Origin of the sequence: Pseudomonas paraglycinae, from assembly GCF_021601625.1 — a bacterium.
GTDB lineage: Bacteria > Pseudomonadota > Gammaproteobacteria > Pseudomonadales > Pseudomonadaceae > Aquipseudomonas > Aquipseudomonas paraglycinae.
On record NZ_BQHR01000009.1, the window covers coordinates 73898 to 94875 of the forward strand.

The window sequence follows — 20978 nt, forward strand, 5'->3', positions numbered from 1 at the left end:
GCATAGCGACAGGAAGGCACCTAAGTCCAGACCTGCAGGGTGATCGCGCCTGTGTTGTTGCGATACATCAACCGCACGTCGTTGGCGAAGCACCTGAGTTGTCCGCTGGCCGGTGCGACCCAACCGTTCGGCCAGCGGCTGCCATCACCGATGGGAAAAAAACTGTGCGAATCCTTGTCGATCGAACCGATCAGGGTGAACCATGTGGCACCTTGTGCCTTGCACCGGATGAGTGGCAGAAACAGTTTCAGCTTCGGGACGGCCGCGCCGTTGACGTTGTGTTCTTCGTGCCAGTCGAACCAGTTGCCGGTGGCGCGGAAGAAATAGCGTTGACCGACGGCAAGCATTACCGATGTCGGGCACCAGGGGTCATTGGCCTGAATCTGCACACTGTGCAGCAACGTCTGTGCGCCCGGTGGCGCGATGACTGAAGGAGCCATGAGCGCTCTCCGTAGCTCAATAATCCAGGTCAATGAAGGGTTGATCCAGCCTGGCGTCGGCGTCGAGCCCAAGGATGTTCTTGAGTGTGGTGGTCATCACGTTCAAGTCGTTATCGAACCCGCCATGCGAGGTGTCGGCCTTGGTGTGTGGCCCATAGGTCATTTTCGGGTCGTTATAGATGTGCAGGGTTGACGCCCGGGGGTGCGTGAGACCGCTACCGGTCGCGGCAAAGCCGGCAGGAACGTCGTTGTCCCAGAAAAAAGCGTTCCATTGAGTCGTCATGTCTTGCGCGGCGATGTTCCATTCGCTGAGTTTGGGATCGCTGAAATCCTGGTACGCGCCATCCAGACTCTTGGCCATGCCCAGCAGGGGCATGCGTTGCAATTCTTCATAGGAACGGGAGACGAGATAAAGCAGTGATTTGTGATAGACACCGATGACATTGTCATCCTGTTCGCGCTTGTCCGACATGATGTGCATGTGGAAATCATCGCGTTGCAGTCCGCCACCTTCGATGACACTGCGATAAGTCCGGTTGGCGAAATCGAGGGTGCACGCGGGAGCCATCAGGGTCGAGGTTGCAATTGGCAGGTGCCTGGCCCAGAGCAGGCGAATCAGATGTCCGTTGATCAGTGACCCCGCCGAATGCCCGATCAGGTGCAGTTCGACTTTATCGGCGCCCAGATCATTGACCAGCGCCTGCAGGTTCAGGGTCATTTCCACAAGACCACGGGGCGTGAAACCGCTGACCGCTGCGGCCTCGGCATTCTGTTTCATCTGGCTCCACTGGTCGCCACCGAGTTTTTTGGTGATCATTTCCACCGTGCGATCGAGGCCTTCGGCGGCCTTGTCCTTGACCACTTTGAAAATGTCACCGAAGCCGCCTGCCTCGGGGAACAAGCCGGGCAATGTGTCCTTGACGATGTCCATCAGCGTTTCCAGAACCCCGGTGCGCCAGGTGACGAATAACGGATAGATACCGTTTTCGAGAAAGTACGGGGCCATCGCACAAATGCGCTTGATCGAGTCGGCTTCGTTGTTCAGCCCGCCGTGGGAGAACACGGCGATACGCAATTTGTCGGGTCGGGTTGCATCAGGAAGATTGCCGTACCAGACCTTCGGAGCTTCCCGGACGATTCGGGCCACGCCTGCGCGCACATTCTCTACATCGGTGAGGCGCGGGCCGATGCTGCCGTTGTTCTCCATGACCACGGTCATTCCATAGGCTTGATCCGTGGTCAGAGCGGGCGGTCCCTTGCGGGTAACCATCGAAGAATCGAAGGAGAGCAGTGACATGCCCTCGCGCTTTGCGCTTGCGGAGGGCAGGGCCCCCAGAAATGCCGACTGAACAACGTTGCGGCTGTTCGAAGGTCTGGTGCTGCGTGTGATGGCGCCGTGCTTGATCGGCACACCGAGGGCAACGGTCCAGGCATCGGTGCCGTTGGCCAGCCAGTCCTCGTAGGTCAGGATCGCGAAGCCCGAAAAGCCCCAGTCTGTGGACCAGGAGTTCTGCACAATAAAACCTTCGTGGGTGTAGCCGATCAGAGCGAAGGCATGGCCGCCTTCGACTTTTGATTTCCACTTGATGACAGGCAGCTGGGAGGTGCTCTGGAACACCTTGGGACCCGGTTTGCCTGTGGCTGGCAGATCCCAGCCCTTGTGCACATTGGCCGAGACATACAGCGCATTGGTTTCATACAGCGCCGCCATCATTGCGGTGATGTCATCCTTTTCAACCCGATAGTAAACACCCAGGGGCCGCGTCACGGCATCCTCTGCCCAGTTGTCGGTGGGTGCCTCAAAGTCGGGTACCGAGCCGTTCGGTGCGACGGTGTAGGGCCAGAGACTTCTCTCGCAGACACCGTGTTTGTGCCAGCCTTTCAACGCACCACGGCAACTGGAGCCGGCATAGTCTTCACCCGGCCATTCGTCATAGAGCTTGGCCAGGTGATAGAGCTGGCGCGGGCTGGTCAGCACCGATTGACTGTCACGCCGCCACAACAGGTAGTTGATCACCGCCGAAAGTCCGAAACCGGTACACGCCCCTTCGTTGCCCTGATACAGCACCATGCCCCGGCCGAGGTAATCGGCCAGTTTGCCGGTAATGTCCTCGTCCGACGGAAAGGAGGCGGGGAGTGATTGCGCCCGTGGAGTGAAAAGGCGATCGCGCAGATCCAGGCGATCCGGACGGGCGTCGAGGGTGATCGAATTTTTGGCGAACGAAAACAGGCTGGCAGGCATGGGAGGATCCTCGGGTCCAGAGGCTCGTACCCCCACGCCACGAACGCTTTTCTGCGTCGTAGGGTCTATTGGTCTGATTTATCGTAGACGAGTTTTTGCCGAAGCAAATTGGGACCCGCGAGAAGTTCTACAGCGCCGACGAGTGGCCGCACGGTACGTCGCTGACGAGGAACTGCCCCGTCAGCGACAGCCTGCATCAGTTCTTGTCGAGGTCGATATTCTTGGTCTCCCGCAAACAGATCATGCCCACCACCAGGCTCACCCCGGTGATCAAAACCGGATACCACAGCCCATAGAAAATATCCCCGGTGTACACCACCAGCGCAAACGACACGGTCGGCAGGAAACCGCCGAACCAGCCGTTACCGATGTGGTACGGCAGGGACATCGAGGTGTAGCGGATGCGGGTCGGGAACAGTTCGACCATCAGCGCCGCGAGCGGGCCGTAGCACATGGCGGAGATGATGATCAGGCCGACGATCAGGGCCACGATCATCGGTTTGTTGATCTGCTGCATGTCAGCCTGTTGCGGATAACCGGCGAGGGTGATGGCGCCGCGTAAGGCTGCTTCGTCGAAGCCGTCGAGTTTCACATCGCCGACGCTCACCTGCACCGTGCTGCCCGCTGGGGCGGCGACGCTGGAGTAGGGCAGGCCTTGCTTGACCAGGAAGGTCTTGACCTTGTCGCACGGGCTGTCGAATTTGGCCTTGCCCACCGGATCGAACTGGAAGGTGCAGGTCGCCGGGTCAGCCACCACGGTGATCGGTGCCTGACGGCTGGCGTGGTCGATGGCCGGGTTGGCGTAGTGGGCCAGGGATTTGAAGATCGGGAAGTACAGCGCCGTGGCCAGCAGCAGGCCGAGCATCAGCACCGGTTTGCGCCCGACCTTGTCCGACAGCCAGCCGAAAATGATGAAGAACGGTGCACCGATCACCACGCTGATGATCAGCAGACTGTTGGCCACCGCCGGGTCCATTTTCAGGAACTGGGTGAGGAAGAACAGCACGTAGAACTGCGCCGCATAAAAGGTCACCGCCTGGCCGGCGTTGATGCTGAACAGTGCGATCAGCACGACCTTGAGGTTTTCCCATTTACCAAAGGATTCGCGGATCGGCGCCTTGCTGGTCTTGCCTTCCTCTTTCATCTTCAGATAGGCCGGCGACTCATGCAGGCTCAGGCGAATCCAGGTGGAAATGCCCAGCAGCACGATCGACAGCAGGAACGGAATGCGCCAGCCCCAGACTTCAAATTGATCGCCGGTGAAGTAGCGGCAACCGAGCACAACCAGCAGCGACAGCAGCAGACCGAGGGTCGCGGTGGATTGAATCCAGCTGGTGTGGAAACCGCGCTTGCCGATCGGCGCGTGCTCCGCCACGTAAGTCGCAGCGCCGCCGTATTCGCCGCCGAGGGCCAGGCCCTGCAGCATGCGCAGTATCACCAGAATGATCGGCGCGGCGATGCCGATGCTGGCGTAGGTAGGCAGAAGGCCCACGGCGAAGGTCGCCACGCCCATCAGGATGATGGTCGCGAGGAAGGTGTATTTGCGCCCGATCATGTCCCCCAATCGACCAAACACCAGCGCCCCGAACGGCCGCACGATGAAGCCTGCAGCAAACGCCATGAGCGCGAAGATGAACGCGGTGGTGTCGTTGACTCCGGCGAAGAACTGCTTGCTGATGACCGCCGCCAGGGCGCCGTAGAGAAAGAAGTCATACCACTCGAACACCGTCCCCAGGGACGAGGCGAAGATGACCTTTCGGGTATCGGGGCTGGCGTCCGTGCTGCGCACGGCGTCCAGCGGTTGAGCGTGTTCTGACATATCGGTATCCCTCACAGTGATTGTTTTTCTTGTTTCCACTGTCGGCGCCGACCTTGTGGGCGTGCGCCGCTGTTCCTTTGGTCAAGAGAGTGCGGTCAGTGCTTTTTCTTCGGCGGGAAAACTCCGGGCGGTTGGGGTGAGAATCAGCTGAGCCGCTTTTTCAGCAATCATCAGCGTAGGCGAACAAGTGTTGCCCGAGGTAATGCGCGGCATGATCGACGCATCGGCAATCCGCAGGCCCGGCACGCCATGCACCCGCAGTTGCGCATCGACCACCGCGTCCGCGTCATTACCCATGCGACAGGTGCCGACCGGGTGGAAAATCGTCGTGCCGATCTTCGCCGCCGCTTCGTGCAGTTGTTCTTCGGTTTGCAGGCTGGCGCCTGGCAGGTATTCCACCGGGTTGAAGGCTTGCAGGGCCGGGGCGCTGACGATGCGCCGGGTCAGGCGAATCGCATCGGCGGCCACGCGCAGGTCTTCGGGATGGCTGAGGTAATTGGGTTGAATCAGCGGGGCTTCTTGCGGATCGGCGGAACGGATCTCTATTCGGCCCCGGCTCTGCGGCCGCAAATCACACACCGACGCGGTGAACGCAGGGAAGCTGTGCAGCGGTTCGCCAAAACGCTCCAGCGACAGCGGCTGCACGTGATATTCGAGGTTGGCCGAGGTCTGTTCCGGCCCGGATCGGGCAAACGCGCCCAGCTGACTCGGCGCCATCGACAAAGGCCCGCTGCGGTCATACAGATAGCGCAGGCCCATGCCCATCTTGCCCCACACGCTGCCAGCGATCTGGTTGAGGGTGCGGGCGTTTTCCAGTTTGTAGATCAGCCGCAGTTGCAGGTGATCCTGCAGATTGCCGCCGACGCCCGGCAGCTCATGCACCACGCCGATCCCGAGCTTTTCGAGCAGCGGACGCGGGCCGATTCCGGAGCGTTGCAGAATGCTCGGCGAGCCCACGGAGCCGGCGCACAACACGATCTCCTTGCGCGCCTTGAAACTCTTTTGTTGACCTTGCCAACGGGCGCTGACTTTCGAGGCGCGGCCGTCTTCAAACAGAACGCGATCCACTTCGACTTCGGTCAATACCGTGAGATTGGCCCGATCGCGAATCGGCTTCAGAAACGCCTTCGCCGCATTCCAGCGCACCCCGGCCTTCTGATTGACCTGAAAGTAGCCGCAACCCTCGTTGTCGCCCTGGTTGAAGTCATCGATGCTGGCGATGCCGCTCTGTTCGGCAGCGCTGCGGAACGCATCGAGAATCGGCCACGACAGGCGCTGGCGTTCGACTCGCCACTCACCCTTGTCGCCATGAAAGTCCGCCGCGCCGGCAAAGTGATTTTCGCTCTGCTTGAACAGCGGCAGCACGTCATTCCAGGCCCAGCCCGGATTGCCCTCGGCGGCCCAGCCGTCATAGTCGTTGGCCTGGCCACGCATGTAGATCATGCCGTTGATTGACGAACAGCCGCCCAGCACCTTGCCGCGCGGATAACTCAGCGCGCGGCCGTTGAGGCCCGGTTGTTCTTCGGTCTTGAAGCACCAGTCGGTGCGCGGGTTGCCGATGCAGAACAGGTAACCCACGGGGATGTGAATCCACGGGTAGTTGTCGCGCCCGCCGGCCTCCAGCAACAGCACGCGCTGCTGTGGATCCGCCGACAGCCGATTGGCCAGCAAACACCCGGCCGGCCCGGCACCGACCACGATGTAATCGAATTCATCGAGGGAAGTCTGCATTCCCTGACCTCGCTTATTGTTTTTGTTGTCGGTCATCCTAGTTGTTAGCTTTCGTCAAAAGAATGTTAGTTTTTGCGCAGCCGCTGTGCGTTTTCAAACAGCGCTCCCTGACGATAGCCGACAAGGACAAGCCATGTTCGACTGGAACGACCTGCGGTTCTTTCTCGAGTTGCAGCGCAGCGGCCGCTTGCTCACTGCCGCCCGCCGCCTGAACACCACGCACGCCACCGTCGCCCGGCATATCGAGGCCATCGAAAAAAGCCTCGGCACCGCGCTGTTCGTCCAGCACGCCCAAGGCTACGAAATGACCCCGGCGGGGGAGGCGCTGCTCAAACATGCCGAAGCCATGGAAAACGTCGCGCTGCTGGCTCAGGAAGAAATCACCCAATCCACCGCACCGCTGGGCAAGATTCGCGTCGGCGTGACGGAGGGGCTGGGCATCATGTTTTTGGCCAGCCGCATGATCGGGTTGTTCGAGCGTTATCCGGGGCTGGAAGTGGAGCTGGTGGCGGTGCCGCGCTTCGTCAGCATTCTCAACCGCGAGGCGGAAATCAGCATTCACCTGGAGCGGCCGGCGGCGGACATGCTGGTCACCCGCAAACTGACTGATTACAAGCTCGCCCTCTATGCGAGCCAGAGCTATCTGGGCGGTGCGCCGCCGCTGCGCAGCCGCGAGGATCTTGGCCGGCATGCGTGGATCGGCTATGTCGATGATCTGCTGTTCAGTCAGGAGCTGATGTTTCTCAACAGCTTCTGCCGCAACCCACGGGTGGTGTTTCACAGCACCAGCGTGATCGCTCAGCAGCAGGCGGCGCGCTCAGGTCTCGGCATTGCCGTTCTTCCTTGTTACATGGCGGCGTCGGACCCGGATCTGGTGCCGCTGTTGCCCGATGAGAGCATCGAGCGCAGTTACTGGATCAGTACGCGGCGGGAGTTGCACAAGTCGGTGCGGTTGCGGGTGGTCTGGGATTACGTGGTGGGGTTGTGCGAAGGCGAGCGCGAATTGTTGATGGGCCAGTAAAGAAGCTGTTTCATGCAACTAAAACGCTTGGCAAAAGGTCATTCGATTTGCGGAGGTTGAGTCATCTCGCAGAACCTCGACAACGAAGACGTTACCCGTGGCCACTCACCTCGATCGCCGCAATAACCTGTCCCTCGACAGCCTGAATTTCTTCCTCGCCGACGTGCGTGACGGGCTCGGTCCTTATCTGGCGATTTACCTGCTGGCGGTTCATCACTGGGAGCCGGCGAGCATTGGTCTGGTGATGACGATTGCCGGGATCGCCGCGCTCATCACGCAGACCCCGGCAGGCGCGCTGGTCGACAGCACACGCTTCAAACGGTCGCTGATTGCGATTGCCGCGCTGGTGGTCACCGCAAGCTGTCTGCTGCTGCCGTTTGTGACGTCGTTCAGCCTGGTGGCGGTGACGCAAGCTATCAGTGCCGTCGCCGCTTCGATTTTCGCGCCGGCCATTTGCGCGATCACCCTCGGCATTACCGGGCCTCGTGCCTTCACGCGAAGAACCGGGCGCAACGAAACTTTCAATCACGCCGGCAACGCCTGCGCCGCGTTGTTGGCCGGTTTGTCCGCGTACCTGTTCGGCCCGGTCGCGGTGTTTTATTTGATGGCGGTCATGGCGCTGGCCAGTGTGATTGCCGTTTCCTTTGTGTCGGCAGACGCGATTGACCACGATCTCGCCCGAGGACTGGAGCCCAGCGAAACGGGGCAGGGCAAGCAGCCCTCGGGCTTTTCCGTGTTGCTCACCAACCGACCGTTGCTGATGTTTGCGATTTGCTGCGCGCTGTTTCATCTGGCGAACGCGGCGATGTTGCCGCTGGTGAGTCAGAAGCTGGCGCAGGCCAATCTGCAGATGGCCACGCCGCTCACGTCTGCCTGCATCGTCGCGGCGCAACTGGTGATGGTGCCGGTCGCGCTGCTGGTGGGGGCGAAGGCCGATCTGTGGGGGCGCAAGCCATTGCTGCTGGCGGGGTTTCTGATTTTGCCGTTGCGTGGCGTGTTGTATGTGCTGTCGAACGATCCGTGGTGGCTGGTTTCGGTGCAGTTGCTCGATGGCATCGGCGCGGGGATTTTCGGCGCGCTGTTTCCGGTGGTGGTGAAAGACCTGACGCAGGGGACCGGACATTTCAATGTTAGCCTCGGGGCGATTTCGACGGTGTTTGGACTGGGCGCAGCGTTGAGCAATAGCCTGGCGGGGATTGTGGTTCAGGAGGCGGGATACAGCGCTGCGTTCCTGACCTTGGCGGGGGTAGCGATGGCGGCGCTGGTGCTGCTTTGGGTGGCGGTGCCGGAGACGGCGCAGCGATCCGATGCCGACTCAATGGTCCTGCAAGGCAAGGCGCCGCCGATGGGTGCGCCATGACTCAACGGTCGCAAGACTTGTTCAACCGGCGGGAATCGACAGCGTCGCCCTCAGACCGCCCTCGACCCGGTTTTCCAGTGTGATTCGCCCGCCCAGACGCGTCGCGATGGTATTGACGATGGTCAGCCCCAGGCCCGCGCCCTCGGGATTGCCCCGGCTGTAGAACCGTTCGAACAATCGTGCCCGGTCCGCTTCATCGATACCCGGTCCCTGATCTTCAACGCTCAAATGGTAAAACCCGTCGGTCTGGGTCAATTGCACGCTGATCACGCCTTGCTCCGGAGAGAAGTTGGCGGCGTTGGTGATGAGGTTGTTCAGGGCAATGTCGATGGTGGCAGCATCGGCGAACGCTGGAAAAGGTTGTTCGCTGACGTCGAAGGCCAGTTCCAGATGCTTGCTCAGCAACCATGGCGTGAGTTGCACCAGACTGTTGCGCACGGTGTCGCCAAGGTCGATGCGTTGGTTGGCAGGCGCACTGGCCTTGGGTTCGAGGCGGGCCATGGTCAGCAACTGATTGACCAGTCGGCTGGTTCGATCCACGCCGGCAATCAGAAACTCGAGTGACTCGCGACGTTCCTGCTCGGTGCCGGATTCCAGCAGGTTTTGCGCGTGTACCCGCAGAACCGCCAGCGGCGTGCGCATTTCGTGGGCGGCGTCGGCGATGAACCGGCGTTCCCGACCGAGCACTTCCTGGATCTGCGCAAGCATGCGGTTGAGCGCGGCCTGCATCGGTTCCAGTTCGCTGGGCAGCGGCGTCAGTTGCAGCGGTTCTAGGGAGCCGCTGTGCCTGGCGCGTAGCGTCGCCGCCATATTGGCCAGGGGCTTGAGCCCCCAGCCGATGGCCAGCCAGATCATCGCCGCCAGGATCAGACTGCCGATCACGTTCGGCCACAGGGTATGGCGGACGATCCGGTCAACCAGATCCGCTCGCACGTCACCGCGTTCACCCACCCAGATGCGCAAACCGTTCTGTCGGTCTTCCAGGACAAACGCCCGCCAGTGGCGCTTGTTCAAATCCACCACATCACTGAAGCCTGGCTGGATCGGCGGCGTGCTGAAGGAGGGCGCGCTGGCGGTATGCACCAGGACCTCGCCCTTGGCATTCCAGACCTGAAAGGCGAGCTTTCTCTCGTAGGGATGGCCGTCACCCTTGGGCACGGCTTCAGCCAGGGCCGAGTTGAACGCCCGATAAAGATCCGCGTGCTCCTGCCCCGGCAACGGCATGCGCATCACGCCTTGCAGCAACCGTGCGTTCTGCGCCAGTTGCGCGTCGTAGACTTCGGCGATTTCGTGGTTGCTGTCGTGCAGATTGAACAGGCTGAGCACGGTCAGACCGGCGAGCATCAGGCCGATGATCAGGGTCAGGGTGCGGCGCCGGATCGAGGTCATCGGCGCTCCTCCACCAGATAACCCACACCACGGATGGTGCGGATCAGGTCGGTGGAGAATTTCTTGCGCAGGTGATGAATGTGCACTTCGAGAGTGTTGCTTTCGGCTTCTTCGTTCCAGCCGTAGAGCAGTTGTGTGAGGTGGTCGCGGGTCATGACCCGACCCGGCGGCGAGAGCAGTTCGTGCAACAACTGATATTCCTTGGGCGTGAGCACCACCGGCTGCCCCAGGTAGCTGACTTGCTGGGTGCCGGGGTTGAGGCTGATGCCGGCATGTTCGATCAGCATCTGCGCGCGTCCGGCACTGCGCCGCAGCAGGGCGCGCAGGCGGGCCTTGAGCTCGGCCAGGTCGAAGGGTTTGATCAGGTAGTCGTCGGCGCCGGCGTCCAGCCCCGCGATGCGGTCTTCGGTGGCATCACGGGCGGTGAGGATCAGCACCGGCAGGTTCGAGCCGCTGGCGCGCAGACGGCGCAGGACTTCGAGCCCATCCATGCGCGGCAGGCCGAGATCGAGCACCGCCAGATCAAAGGTTTCGCTGAGCAGGGCGTGCAGGGCGCTGCTGCCGTCCTTGAGCCAGTCGACGGTGTAACCCTCGCGCCCCAGCGCCTGATGAATGCCCTCGCCGAGGGCCACGTCATCCTCGATCAGTAATAAACGCACACGGACTCCTGTCAGTCGAGTTTCTTGTTCACGTCCACCAGCAACGCAGCGATCTCTTTGCGGCGCCCGGCATCGGCACTTTCCCGGCCTGGGCGAGGAGCGGCTTGCAGGGCCTTGAGCAGCGCTGCTTTGGCTTCAGCGTAGCGTTTTTGACGGTAAAGGTGATCGCCCCAGAAGTACAGACTGTCGATGCCGTCCGGGTTGAGTTGCAGGGCTTGTTTGAGCAGTTGTTCAGCCTTGTCGCTGTCGCCGAACCCGATCGGCCATCCCGGTACCCGATCGTACAGCGCGGCGAGGCTGGTGTAGGCCGAACCTTGCAATGCCTTGGGGTCGAGGTTCAGGGATTTTTCCAGATCGGCTTTGGCGTCCTTGGCTTTGCCCAGGGCCCCGAGCCCGCCCTCGGCACCGGCCCAACTGCTGGTGACGATGCCTTTCCATATCCAGGCCTCGGCGACGGCCGGACGTTCCGTGGCGAAGTGCGTTGCCTGGACGGCCAACTGTTCAAATGCAGCGGCGCGCTGTTTTTCCGGTGTTTCGTACTGGATGTGCGCCCAGCTCTGCTGGATGCTGTTGAGGCGTTGTTGATCGGCAGCGTCCAGCGCCCAGACACTTTGACTGAGGGCGCCCAGCAGCAAACAGGCGAGAATTTTTTTCATGGTTTCGGCGTCTCGTTTTCAGGTTTTTCACTCAGGCGACGGATCAATGGCAATTGCTTGCGCAAGCCGCGATCCACCAGATTGGGCAGCAGGCTGTTGAGGCGTACGAAGAAGCGCTCCGGCCAGCCCAGATAGAGGTCGCGGCGATCACCGGCAATCGCATGGATCACGGCGGCAGCGACGGCTCGCGGATCGTCGACGCTGGATTTGAGTGCGTCGTTCAATGCCTGGGCGGCGGGGCTGTTCATGGCGGTGCGTGTGGCGCGGGGCGCCACGTACAACACACCGACCCGGGTATCCGCCAACTCTCGGCGCAAGGCCTCGGAAAATCCGCGCAAGGCAAACTTGGTCGCGCAGTAACTGGCATAACCTGGATAACCGATCGAACCATAGGTCGAGCCGACGTTGACCACCATGGCACTGTCGGCCTGCTTGAGCAGCGGCAGCAACAGTTTGGTCAGGCAGATCGGCGCACTGATGTTCACCGCCAGCATGGCGTTGATGTCGCTGTCGTCGAGCTGTTCCAGCATTGCGAAATGATTGACCCCGGCGGCGTTGATCAGCAGGTTGATGCCGCCGATGGCCTCGGCGGCGGCCAGCACCTTGCGGCGGTCGCTGAGGAATGTCAGGTCGGCAGCGACCCAGCACAGGTTCTGTGGGTAAAGGTCAAGCAACGGGCGCAGCGATTCCTGATGCCGCGCGACCGCCAGGACCTGCGCACCGGCAGCGCACAAGGCACGCGTGATCGCCATCCCGATGCCGCCGCTGGCACCGGTCAACACCACACGGGCTTCATGCAGCTGCATGTTGAGCCTCCGCGTCACGGGGCAGGCCGCGGAACATGTCGGTGTAGAGCCGATAGACGACTTTCGAGGCATGGATCACCGCCGCCTGGTCGGCCGGATCTTCCAACTGATTCATCAGCCGGCGATAGGTTTGCATGTGCTCGATGTCCAGCGAGCCGTGGGAACTGAGGTAGCTGAACGCCGTTTCCGGCAGGGCCAGACGCTCGCGGATACTGCCCGCGGCGTGGGTGGCCAGGGCGATGCTGGTGCCCTCCAGCACGTTGACCATGCCAAACAGCCCGACCGGATTGCCTCGGGCGATCAGGTCGTAGAGAAAACTGACCATCAGCTCGATCGGCAGCGACGGCTGGCCATCACGCACGGCGTTACGGTCACCGCCACAGGCCTCGATGTCGTTGAGCACCCATTGCTCGTGGCCGTATTCGTCTTCGATGTATTCGCATACGGCTTTGCGCAGCCATTCCAGGTGCGTCGGCAGGCGTGCACCACAGGCCATCATCAGAGGTACGGTGTGACGCACGTGGTAGTAGGCCTGGGCGAGAAACGCGCGATAGCTTTCAAGGCTGACCTTGCCTTGCAGCGCATCGAGGATGATCGGCAGATTGAACAGCTCGTGGCGTTCCTGGTGCGTGGCTTCTTGCAGGGTGTCGAAAAAACTCATGGTGCGGATTCCTCGGAAAGGGCGGATTCGGTAAGCACGGCACGGTACTGCGCGACGATTGCCTCACGGCGCGGGCGACCGTTGGCGGTGAGCAGGCCGTTGGCGGCCGTGAAAGGTTGTTTGAGACGTGTCCAGTGATGCACCTGGGCGTAATCGGGCAAGGCCTCGTTGGCAGCGGCGACGGCGGCCGCCAACTGAGCATCGGTGCAGTCCGGACGGTGCGGCCAGAGCAGGGCGTGGTTGTGCGGCAAGGCCTCGCCGTAAACAAAGGCCTGGGCGATGTGATGGCGCTGGGTCAGTTCGGACTCGACCCATTCCGGGTTGACGTTGCGCCCGAAACTGGTGACGAACTGATGCTTCTTGCGGCCCTTGAGGTAGAGAAAACCTTCCGGGTCGAACTCGCCCAGATCGCCGCTGGGCCACCACTCATCGGTGTACGCCGGTTCGCCAAGGTAACCGAGCAGGGTCGAGCCTTTGATCAACACCTCACCGTCTTCGGCCACGCGCACGTCGACGTGGGGCAGGGGCCGCCCGACGCTGCCCGGACGTCGAGCCCCAGGCCGGTTGAGACAGACTACCGAGGCGCACTCGGACAGGCCGTAGCCTTCGTAGACCGGCAGGCCGACCCGTTGCGCGCGGTGCAGCAGATCCTCGGAAACCCGTGCGCCACCAACGGCGGCAAAGCGCAGCGATTGCGGATCGAAGGCTTTCTGTTCGGCAGCGCTGACCAGTAGCAACAGCAATTGCGGTACCAGAATCAGGCTCTCGGGTGCCCGGCTGGCCAGACAGCCCAGCAAGCGCGGCAGGTCGACGCCGCTGGCGCCCTGGATGCCCAGGGTTTTCTGGCTCGGCACGCTCAGCGTCGCGCCGGCGTACAGCGCGGCGTAACACCCGAGGTTCTCCAGCAGGATCGCCAGCGGCAGCAACGCCACGTGATGTTGAGGGGCTGTGGGTTTGCTGGCCTCTTCCAGCTCCCGAGCGACCCGCAGCAGACTGTCGGCGCTCAGGCACACGCCTTTCGGTGTGCCGGTGGTGCCGGAGGTAAACGTCAGTTTGGCGGTGCCGACTGGCAGGCGGTTCGGGCCTTCAAAGGCGCGGCACCAGAATTCACCGCGTTGTTCATAACCGGCGGCGAGCAATTCTGGCTCCAGCTCCGGTTCGGCGATCACTCTTTCGGCCTGGCTTTGTTCCAGACAATGGGCACGTTGTGCCGGACTGAAGAACGGCGGCAGGGGCACGCACGTCAAGCCTTCAAACAACGCCGCCAGATCCCAGAGTATGGCCTCGACACCGTTGTCCAGTGCCAGGGCAATGACCTTCACGTTTTCATCGCGCAAGCGTTGCTGGCGGTACATCACTTCGGCGTACAGCGTCGTGTAACTGACTTTCAGGGTGTCGCCCCATAACGCCAGCGCGTTGTCATTGCGCCCTGCATGGCTGCGCAGGGTTTCCTGGAATCGTTGACGTTCAAGCGACATGGCAGGCTCCTTCGACAGAAGTCGGCAATCCCAGCCGACTGAACAGACCGATGTTGCGCAGATGGATGAAACCGGAGCGGATATTGCCCACGTGCACCCAGGGTTTGCTTTCGTAGTAACTGCCCCAGTGGTGACGGTCATCGCCCAGACGCTCCGGGTCAGCGGCGCACAGCGTCACCGGCTTCAGACCCAGGCGATGGAAGCTGTTGACCAGCCCGATATTGCCGGTGAAGGTCACCCATTCCAGACCGCCCATGGCCAACAGATAAGTGATCGCAATGATGCTCAGGCGCGCGCTGCCGGTGTCGTTGGCGGCAAGGTTGCCGACTTCGACAATCGCGCTGCGCTCCACCGGATGGTCTGCCGCCGCGCTGATCAACGGCTCGATCGGTTCATCCAGGTAACGTTCGAGAAAAAGTGGTTCAAGGTGCGCACGACGTACTCCAGCGACCGCGCACAAGTCCCCGGAGTCGTTGTGCACACCAAACAGTTCAGGCATGAAATGGCGGATATCGGCGCCGTGGGCCTTGCGAAAACGTTGTTGAATAAACGCTTCGAACGCCGCCCGTTGAGCGTCGCCGGGTTGGGCGCTCGACAGCTGCATCTGCGTTGTTTCGCCTTGGCCAAAACGCAGGGGCAGGTGGATGTTCCAGTCAGAATCGGGCATGGGCTGAACGCCTCCCTCAATAGGTTTGAGTGGAGTATCCGGACCATTTCTTAACGAAGTCTGAAGGTGAAAAAAGGTTAACGAACGACGGATCTTCAGATTGTCTTAAGACTGTCACGGCAGTGTGACGCCGTCGGTTCGCCCGGCAACCGGATCGAGACAGCCGAACGAGTCGGCCGTCGCTTACAACAATCACGAGGCAACTATGACCCGCGACATGGCCGCACCCCGTTATGGAAAACTGTCGATAACCTTGCACTGGCTGATGCTGGCGCTGTTCGTGGGCGTGTATGCCTGCGTTGAAATCAAAGGCTTCATGCCCCGAGGCAGCGAAGCGCGGGGCCTGTTAATGGGCCTGCACGGAGTGTTCGGCGCGAGCATTTTCGTCCTGGTGTGGGTGCGCCTGTTTGGCCGCCTGACGCCGCGTCCGCCGATCACCCCCAAACCGCCTGCCTGGCAGACGGCAATCGCGCACCTGATGCACCTGGCGCTGTATGGGCTGATGATCGCCACCCCGGTGCTGGCCTGGCTGATGCTCGCGGCCGGCGACAAACCTTTTCCGTATTTCGGCTTTCATGTGCCGGCGCCGGTGGCGGTCGATCCGGACCTGGCCAAGCAGATCAAGTACTGGCACGAGCTGATCGGCAATGCCGGTTACTGGCTGATCGGCCTGCACGCCGCTGCCGGACTGTTCCATCATTACTGGGTTGGCGACGACACCCTGGACCGGATGCTGGGCGGGCGCAATCGCTCCTGAGGACCAGGCCTGCTCAGTCAGCCAGGTGTTCCGGCGACACCACCCATACGCTGCACGGAATCTTGTACAGCAGGTGTTCTACCGTGCTGCCGACCAGCCGGCCTGCGCCGCGATGGCCGACGCGGCCCATGACGATCATGTCGATGTCATACCCGCTCGCGTAGCTGAAGAGCACCTTGGCCGGGTTGCCCATGACCATGTGCTGACGCTCGTCCGCAATCCCGTTGCGCTCGGCCAGTTCGCGGAACGCCTCGGCCTGGGCATCGAACAGGGACCTGGCGGCGCTGGAGGAGAAGAACGCCGAGGCATTGTCGAAGCCGAATTCATTGGCGCTGATCGATGACAGATCATGGGCATACAGCACGTCGAGTTCGGCATTGCACAGGCTGGCCAGTTTGGCGGCCTCGCGCAGGATCCGGTCGTTGAAGCCGGCGTACTGCCCGTCACGGTGGAACGGGTCCACGGCGGCCAGGATCTTGCGCGGCAGGGCATGCCCGACATGGCTGACGAAATGCAGCGGCACCGGGCATTCGCGCAGCAGGTGAATATCCAGCGGGGTGAACATCAACCGTGACAGGAGCGATTCCGGCTCCAGCGCCTTGATCAACGCCGCCATGGGCTGTTCTCTGAGGTGAATGAGGATTTCCTGTAAGGGCCGTTCCACCCACACCACTTCCGTGGTGACGGTGACCCCGAGCTTGCGCATCGAATGCGCCCGCTCTTCGAGCCACTGACGATGACGCTCGATATAGCCGATTCGCATCTGTTCCAGTGCTTGCTCGTTGACCATGCTGGCGGTCGCCAGACCTTCCAGATAATCGAAAGCCACGATGTGCAGGGCCGCGCCCGCCGCCTTGGCCAGTGCCGCTGCACGGTCGAAGGCAGGGTTGTTTTCCATCAGGGGTGAGGCGACCAGCATGTAACGCGATTGCTCTGACATGACGACTCTCCTTTGGCAGGACACTTGAACCGATGGTTACAGGCTGCGCCAGGCGCGGGGTGGCCGTTTGATCTTTGTCAAACAACCGATAGTCGGCAGAACGCCGTCAGACGGGTGGTCAATCGAGGTGGATGTCGTCGATTGTTGATCATTATCAAACGCTGGCCAGACCGTGCGGCGCAGGCTGGGTTACGAGTCGAATCCCTCAGGAGAATGCTCATGGCCACCATGAAAGCCGCGATTTTCGTCGAGAACAATCGCATCGTGCTCGACGACAAGCCGATCCCCGAAGTTGGCCCGCAGGACGCTTTGATTCGAATAACCACCACGACTATATGCGGTACGGATGTGCATATCCTGCGCGGCGAATACCCGGTGGCGCAGGGTTTGACGGTCGGTCACGAGCCGGTGGGCTTCATCGAGCGTCTGGGATCACAGGTGCGCGGGTTTGTAGAGGGGCAACGCGTGATTGCCGGCGCCATCACTCCCAGTGGGCAAAGTTATGCTTGCCTGTGTGGCTGTGGTTCTCAGGACGGGCCGGACACTCGTCATGGTTTCCGGGCCATCGGCGGGTGGAAGTTCGGCAACACCATCGATGGCTGCCAGGCCGAATACGTCTTGGTGCCCGATGCCATGGCCAATCTGTGTCCAATACCGGACGGCCTCAGTGATGAACAAGTGCTGATGTGTCCTGACATCATGTCCACCGGTTTTTCCGGTGCCGAACGGGGCGAGGTGAGCATCGGCGACAGCGTCGCCGTATTCGCCCTCGGCCCCATTGGTCTGTGTGCAGTCGCCGGTGCCCGGCTCAAAGGCGCCAGCACGATCATCGGTGTCGATGCGGTGGCCGAACGCATGACGGTAGCGCGTCGATTGGGGACCACGCATGTCGTCAATTTTCGCGAGGGCGATGTGGTCGAGCAGATCATGGCCCTCACCGATGGGCGCGGTGTCGATGTCGCGATCGAGGCACTGGGCACACAAGGTACCTTTGAATCGGCGTTGCGCGTGCTGCGTCCGGGCGGCCGCTTGTCGAGCCTGGGTGTTTACTCGAGCAACCTGCACATACCCCTCGACGCCTTTGCGGCCGGGTTGGGCGATTACAGCATCGTCACCACCCTGTGCCCCGGCGGGAAAGAGCGTATGCGGCGTTTGATGGCGGTCGTGCAGAGCGGCATGGTTGACCTGTCACCGCTGGTGACTCACCGATTCAAACTGGATGACATCGAAGCAGCCTATGACTTGTTTGCGCACCAGCGTGACGGAGTGATGAAAGTGGCGATTACACCGTGAAGGTGCAGGTCCTGCCGCTCACGGGACGAGCACGATCGCGCCGTTGAATTGCCCGGCGCGCAATCGCTCCAGTGCCTGATTGGCTTCTTCGAGCGCAAACAGGGTGGTGTCGCAGTGCACCGGGGCGTGCTGCAGCTCCGCGAAAAAAGCCGTGCCATCTTCGCGGGTCAGGTTGGCCACCGAGCGGACGCTGCGCTCGCCCCACAGCAGCCGGTAGGGGAAGGCCGGAATGTCACTCATGTGAATTCCGGCGCAGACCACGCCCCCCCCTTTGGCCGTGACAGCCAGCGCCAACGGCACCAGGGCCCCGACCGGGGCGAAGATCAGACTGGCATCGAGCAGGTGTGGCGGTGGCTGATCCGAAGGCCCGGCCCATTCGGCGCCCAGCGATCGGGCGTAGCGCTGGCCTTCGCTGTCATCCGGTCGTGTAAAGGCATACACCTTCTGTTTGCGTGCGCGTGCGACCTGAATCGCCAGATGCGCCGCAGCCCCGAAACCGTAAAGCCCCAAATGGCGCGCCTCCCTGGCCATTTGCAATGCGCGAAAACCGATCAGCCCTGCGCACAGTAGCGGCGCAGCCTGGGTATCGGAAAGGGTTTCAGGAATGACCAGGCAGAAACGGGCGTCGGCCACGAGGTACTCGGCATAACCACCGTCGAGATGGCAACCGGTGAACTGGGCCTTGTCGCAAAGGTTTTCCCGGCCCGTGCGGCAAAACGAACACTGACCGCAGGTTCGGCCCAGCCAGGGAACGCCGACCCTTCGGCCGACCCATTCGGGCCCGACATCGCTACCGACGGCCGAGACGGCGCCGACCACCTCATGCCCCGGCACCCGTGGCAACCGTGCCTGAGGCAACTCACCGTCGACCAGATGCAGATCGGTACGGCACACCCCGCAGGCCAAAACCTTGATCAATAACTGGTGTGAGCCGGGCGTGGGAATGGGCCGCTCTTCAAGTATCAAAGGCTGGCCGGGGCGGTGCAGAACCATGGCGCGCATGACGTCGCTCCCGTCGGCAGGGTCACCGCAGGTGACGATGGCAGCCGACGATCAACTGCTTGAGCCCATCCATGTTCTGAATGGTGACGTCGCGGCCGGTGATTTCCACCAGCCCCATGTCGCGCAGGTGGGCGATGCCGCGACAGATGGTTTCGAGGCGCAGGCCAAGGTAAGAGCCGATCTCCTCCCGACGCATCTTCAACACAAAGCAGCGCGACGAATAACCACGAGAGTTCAAGCGTTGCGACATGTTCAACAGGAACGCTGCCAAGCGTTCATCCGAGCTCATGTTGCCCAGCATCATCAGCATGTCGTGATCGCGAACGATCTCCCGGCTGAGGATCTTGTTCAGGTTGTGCTGCAGTGATGGCAGCTCCCTGGCCAGTTTTTCCAGATGACCGAAATGGATGGGGCAGACTTCGCTGTCTTCCAGCGCGACTGCATCGCAGGTGTGCAGATCCGAACTGATGGCGTCCAGACCGAGCATTTCACCGGCAATCTGGAACCCGGTGACTTGCTCGCGACCGTCGATCGACAGCACGCTGGTCTTGAACGAGCCCAGCCGCACGGCATAAAGCGAGCGCAAGGGGTCGCCGGCACGGTGGAGCGCCACACCTTTTTTGACCTTCGATCTCTGCACGATCAGCGTGTCCAGACGCTCGATTTCCCCACCGGTCAAGCCGAGCGGCAGACAGAGCTCCAGCACGCTGCAACTGGAGCATGCGGTTTTGAGATGCTGGTCGTGGTACGCGCGAGTTTCTGCCACCAGGAAACCCTCCCCGTCACCTGTTGAGCATAGTTCTCAAGGCGCCTTGGACACGCAAAAAGTGTCGTGAGCCCAGCTGAAACGACGAACGGAGCCGTTGCTGTCGAATATCCAGGCGTATTGGAAATGAGTCATGCATCACTGCTGTGACGCAACGCCGACTCAATTGATAAAAATCAGTACTGCGCACGAACGCCGCCAGATACTTGAACGACAGCATTGCCTGTTGTGACCACGCTGGGGGACGTCATGCATCAAGCCTTTGTGCGTGCTTCGACGCCCGGGTTCCGGCACAGGAAATGAAGTTTGCAATCTTCCAGATACACGTTTCGGGGAGAGGCACGTGATGCTCAAACTCAAACGCATTCTATTGATAGCCCCGGGTGAAATGATCCTGACCCCGGCCTTTGAACGCGCCTATGCGCTGGGTGGTGCGAGCGGAGCGCTGTTGCACATCGTCGCGTTCGATTATGTCCCGGTGCTGGCAGCGGCCGGGCTGTTTGCACCGGAAGCAATGGCCCAGGCGCGGGAAGGGTATCTGCAAGTGCATCGGCACTGGCTGGAGCAGCAGGCCCGCTTCAAACGATGCATTGGCTTGAACGTGACCACTGAAGTGGTCTGGGCCAGATCGAACCTGGCGCACGTGCTTGAGTACGTGAATGACTTTCATCCGGACCTGGTCATCAAGGATACCCATTACGTCCCGGCACTCGACCGCGCCTTTCATCGCCCGCTGGACTGGCACTTGCTGCGCGAATGTCCGGCACACCTGCACCTGGTGACCCACGCCGGGCATGCCAGGCCAATGAAAATTCTTGCGGCGGTCGATCTGTCGCATCTGGAAGAACTGACGCAAGGGTTGAACGACCGGATACTCGACCTCGCTTCCACACTGGCGGCCGGCTGCGACGCGACGCTGCACCTGCTCAATGTCGGTTGCTGGGCGGTTATGGGTGATGGGGCCGCAAGTGTGCCGACAGGCAGCCTGGATGGCAGTCTGAAAGGTGCAATCGAGGACGCCCAGCAAGAAGCTTTCGAAGCACTCGCCGAACGCTATGGCATCCAGAGTTCATGCAGACACTTGCTGACCGGCATCCCGCAAAAGGTCATCGGCCTGTTTGCCCGGCAGCACGCTTTTGACATGGTGGTGCTGGGCACGCTGTATCCCGACGGCAAACACCGGTTCATCGGCAGTATCGTCGAGAGCGTGTTGAACCAGGCTCCCTGCAGTCTGATGATCGTCAAACCGCCGCAGCCCTCCGAGTGAAAGTCAGCGCTGTCAGGCCTGCAG

General features: G+C 61.4%; 19 protein-coding genes. 5 read left to right on the top strand and 14 right to left on the bottom strand.

All coding sequences use genetic code 11. The features are described 5' to 3' along the window. Positions 1-20: 20 nt before the first annotated feature. The 4 genes from L6D82_RS15045 to L6D82_RS15060 form a co-directional block, all read right to left on the bottom strand. The gene (locus L6D82_RS15045; RefSeq protein ID WP_236190047.1) at positions 21-440 is read right to left on the bottom strand and encodes a hypothetical protein; all 420 of its coding nucleotides are present in this window, start codon (positions 438-440) and stop codon (positions 21-23) included. A 16-nt stretch (positions 441-456) separates the two neighbouring features. After that, positions 457-2682: a C1 family peptidase gene (locus tag L6D82_RS15050; protein ID WP_102717591.1), complete on the bottom strand. Its 2226-nt coding sequence runs from the start codon at positions 2680-2682 to the stop codon at positions 457-459. A gap of 196 nt (positions 2683-2878) precedes the next feature. Next, positions 2879-4501, bottom strand: a complete 1623-nt coding sequence (locus L6D82_RS15055) for an MFS transporter (RefSeq protein ID WP_236190049.1) — start codon at positions 4499-4501, stop codon at positions 2879-2881. 81 nt (positions 4502-4582) lie between these two features. Continuing rightward, positions 4583-6232, bottom strand: coding sequence for a GMC family oxidoreductase (locus L6D82_RS15060; RefSeq protein ID WP_236190051.1), 1650 nt, complete (start codon positions 6230-6232; stop codon positions 4583-4585). Positions 6233-6365: 133 nt separating this feature from the next. Between L6D82_RS15060 and L6D82_RS15065 the strand changes: the two genes are divergently transcribed. Continuing rightward, positions 6366-7253: a LysR family transcriptional regulator gene (locus L6D82_RS15065; protein ID WP_236190053.1), complete on the top strand. Its 888-nt coding sequence runs from the start codon at positions 6366-6368 to the stop codon at positions 7251-7253. A gap of 97 nt (positions 7254-7350) precedes the next feature. Beyond that, on the top strand, positions 7351-8613 hold the full coding sequence (locus tag L6D82_RS15070) for an MFS transporter (protein ID WP_236190055.1): 1263 nt from the start codon (positions 7351-7353) through the stop codon (positions 8611-8613). A gap of 21 nt (positions 8614-8634) precedes the next feature. Here L6D82_RS15070 and L6D82_RS15075 read toward each other — a convergent pair whose 3' ends face one another. From L6D82_RS15075 to L6D82_RS15105, 7 genes are read right to left on the bottom strand one after another with little or no spacing between them, the layout of a single operon-like run. Next, on the bottom strand, positions 8635-10002 hold the full coding sequence (locus L6D82_RS15075) for an ATP-binding protein (RefSeq protein WP_236190066.1): 1368 nt from the start codon (positions 10000-10002) through the stop codon (positions 8635-8637). Next, positions 9999-10661, bottom strand: a complete 663-nt coding sequence (locus L6D82_RS15080) for a response regulator (RefSeq protein WP_085687674.1) — start codon at positions 10659-10661, stop codon at positions 9999-10001. Before L6D82_RS15080 ends, L6D82_RS15075 begins: the two co-directional genes overlap by 4 nt. A gap of 11 nt (positions 10662-10672) precedes the next feature. After that, a complete protein-coding gene (locus tag L6D82_RS15085) occupies positions 10673-11317 on the bottom strand; it encodes a tetratricopeptide repeat protein (protein WP_236190085.1) in 645 nt (214 codons plus the stop codon). After that, positions 11314-12123, bottom strand: a complete 810-nt coding sequence (locus L6D82_RS15090) for an SDR family oxidoreductase (RefSeq protein WP_236190087.1) — start codon at positions 12121-12123, stop codon at positions 11314-11316. Before L6D82_RS15090 ends, L6D82_RS15085 begins: the two co-directional genes overlap by 4 nt. Next, positions 12110-12784: an iron-containing redox enzyme family protein gene (locus tag L6D82_RS15095; protein ID WP_039767068.1), complete on the bottom strand. Its 675-nt coding sequence runs from the start codon at positions 12782-12784 to the stop codon at positions 12110-12112. The genes L6D82_RS15090 and L6D82_RS15095 overlap by 14 nt, the downstream gene beginning before the upstream one ends. After that, complete coding sequence (locus L6D82_RS15100; RefSeq protein ID WP_236190089.1) at positions 12781-14262, bottom strand: AMP-binding protein; 1482 nt, start codon at positions 14260-14262, stop codon at positions 12781-12783. Before L6D82_RS15100 ends, L6D82_RS15095 begins: the two co-directional genes overlap by 4 nt. Then, a complete protein-coding gene (locus L6D82_RS15105) occupies positions 14252-14929 on the bottom strand; it encodes a thermostable hemolysin (protein ID WP_102717584.1) in 678 nt (225 codons plus the stop codon). Before L6D82_RS15105 ends, L6D82_RS15100 begins: the two co-directional genes overlap by 11 nt. Positions 14930-15134: 205 nt before the next feature. On the opposite strand from L6D82_RS15105, the gene L6D82_RS15110 reads away from it, so the two are divergent. Then, entirely contained in the window at positions 15135-15686 is a 552-nt protein-coding gene (locus L6D82_RS15110; protein ID WP_236190097.1) for a cytochrome b, read from the top strand. Positions 15687-15699: 13 nt separating this feature from the next. On the opposite strand, the gene L6D82_RS15115 is transcribed toward L6D82_RS15110, so the two are convergent. Continuing rightward, entirely contained in the window at positions 15700-16626 is a 927-nt protein-coding gene (locus tag L6D82_RS15115; protein WP_236190107.1) for a universal stress protein, read from the bottom strand. 219 nt (positions 16627-16845) lie between these two features. On the opposite strand from L6D82_RS15115, the gene L6D82_RS15120 reads away from it, so the two are divergent. Beyond that, positions 16846-17919 (top strand): NAD(P)-dependent alcohol dehydrogenase, encoded by a 1074-nt coding sequence (locus L6D82_RS15120; RefSeq protein WP_102717581.1) that lies wholly within the window; start codon positions 16846-16848, stop codon positions 17917-17919. Positions 17920-17937: 18 nt separating this feature from the next. Here L6D82_RS15120 and L6D82_RS15125 read toward each other — a convergent pair whose 3' ends face one another. Together L6D82_RS15125 and fnr are read right to left on the bottom strand one after the other, a co-directional pair. Continuing rightward, positions 17938-18921 carry a zinc-dependent alcohol dehydrogenase family protein gene (locus tag L6D82_RS15125; RefSeq protein ID WP_085746145.1) on the bottom strand — a complete coding sequence of 328 codons (984 nt, stop codon included), beginning with the start codon at positions 18919-18921 and terminating at the stop codon, positions 17938-17940. Positions 18922-18943: 22 nt separating this feature from the next. Next, positions 18944-19687, bottom strand: coding sequence for a fumarate/nitrate reduction transcriptional regulator Fnr (gene fnr / locus L6D82_RS15130; protein WP_236190110.1), 744 nt, complete (start codon positions 19685-19687; stop codon positions 18944-18946). Positions 19688-20033: 346 nt separating this feature from the next. On the opposite strand from fnr, the gene L6D82_RS15135 reads away from it, so the two are divergent. Beyond that, positions 20034-20954 carry a universal stress protein gene (locus L6D82_RS15135; RefSeq protein WP_085746147.1) on the top strand — a complete coding sequence of 307 codons (921 nt, stop codon included), beginning with the start codon at positions 20034-20036 and terminating at the stop codon, positions 20952-20954. Positions 20955-20978: the final 24 nt, after the last annotated feature.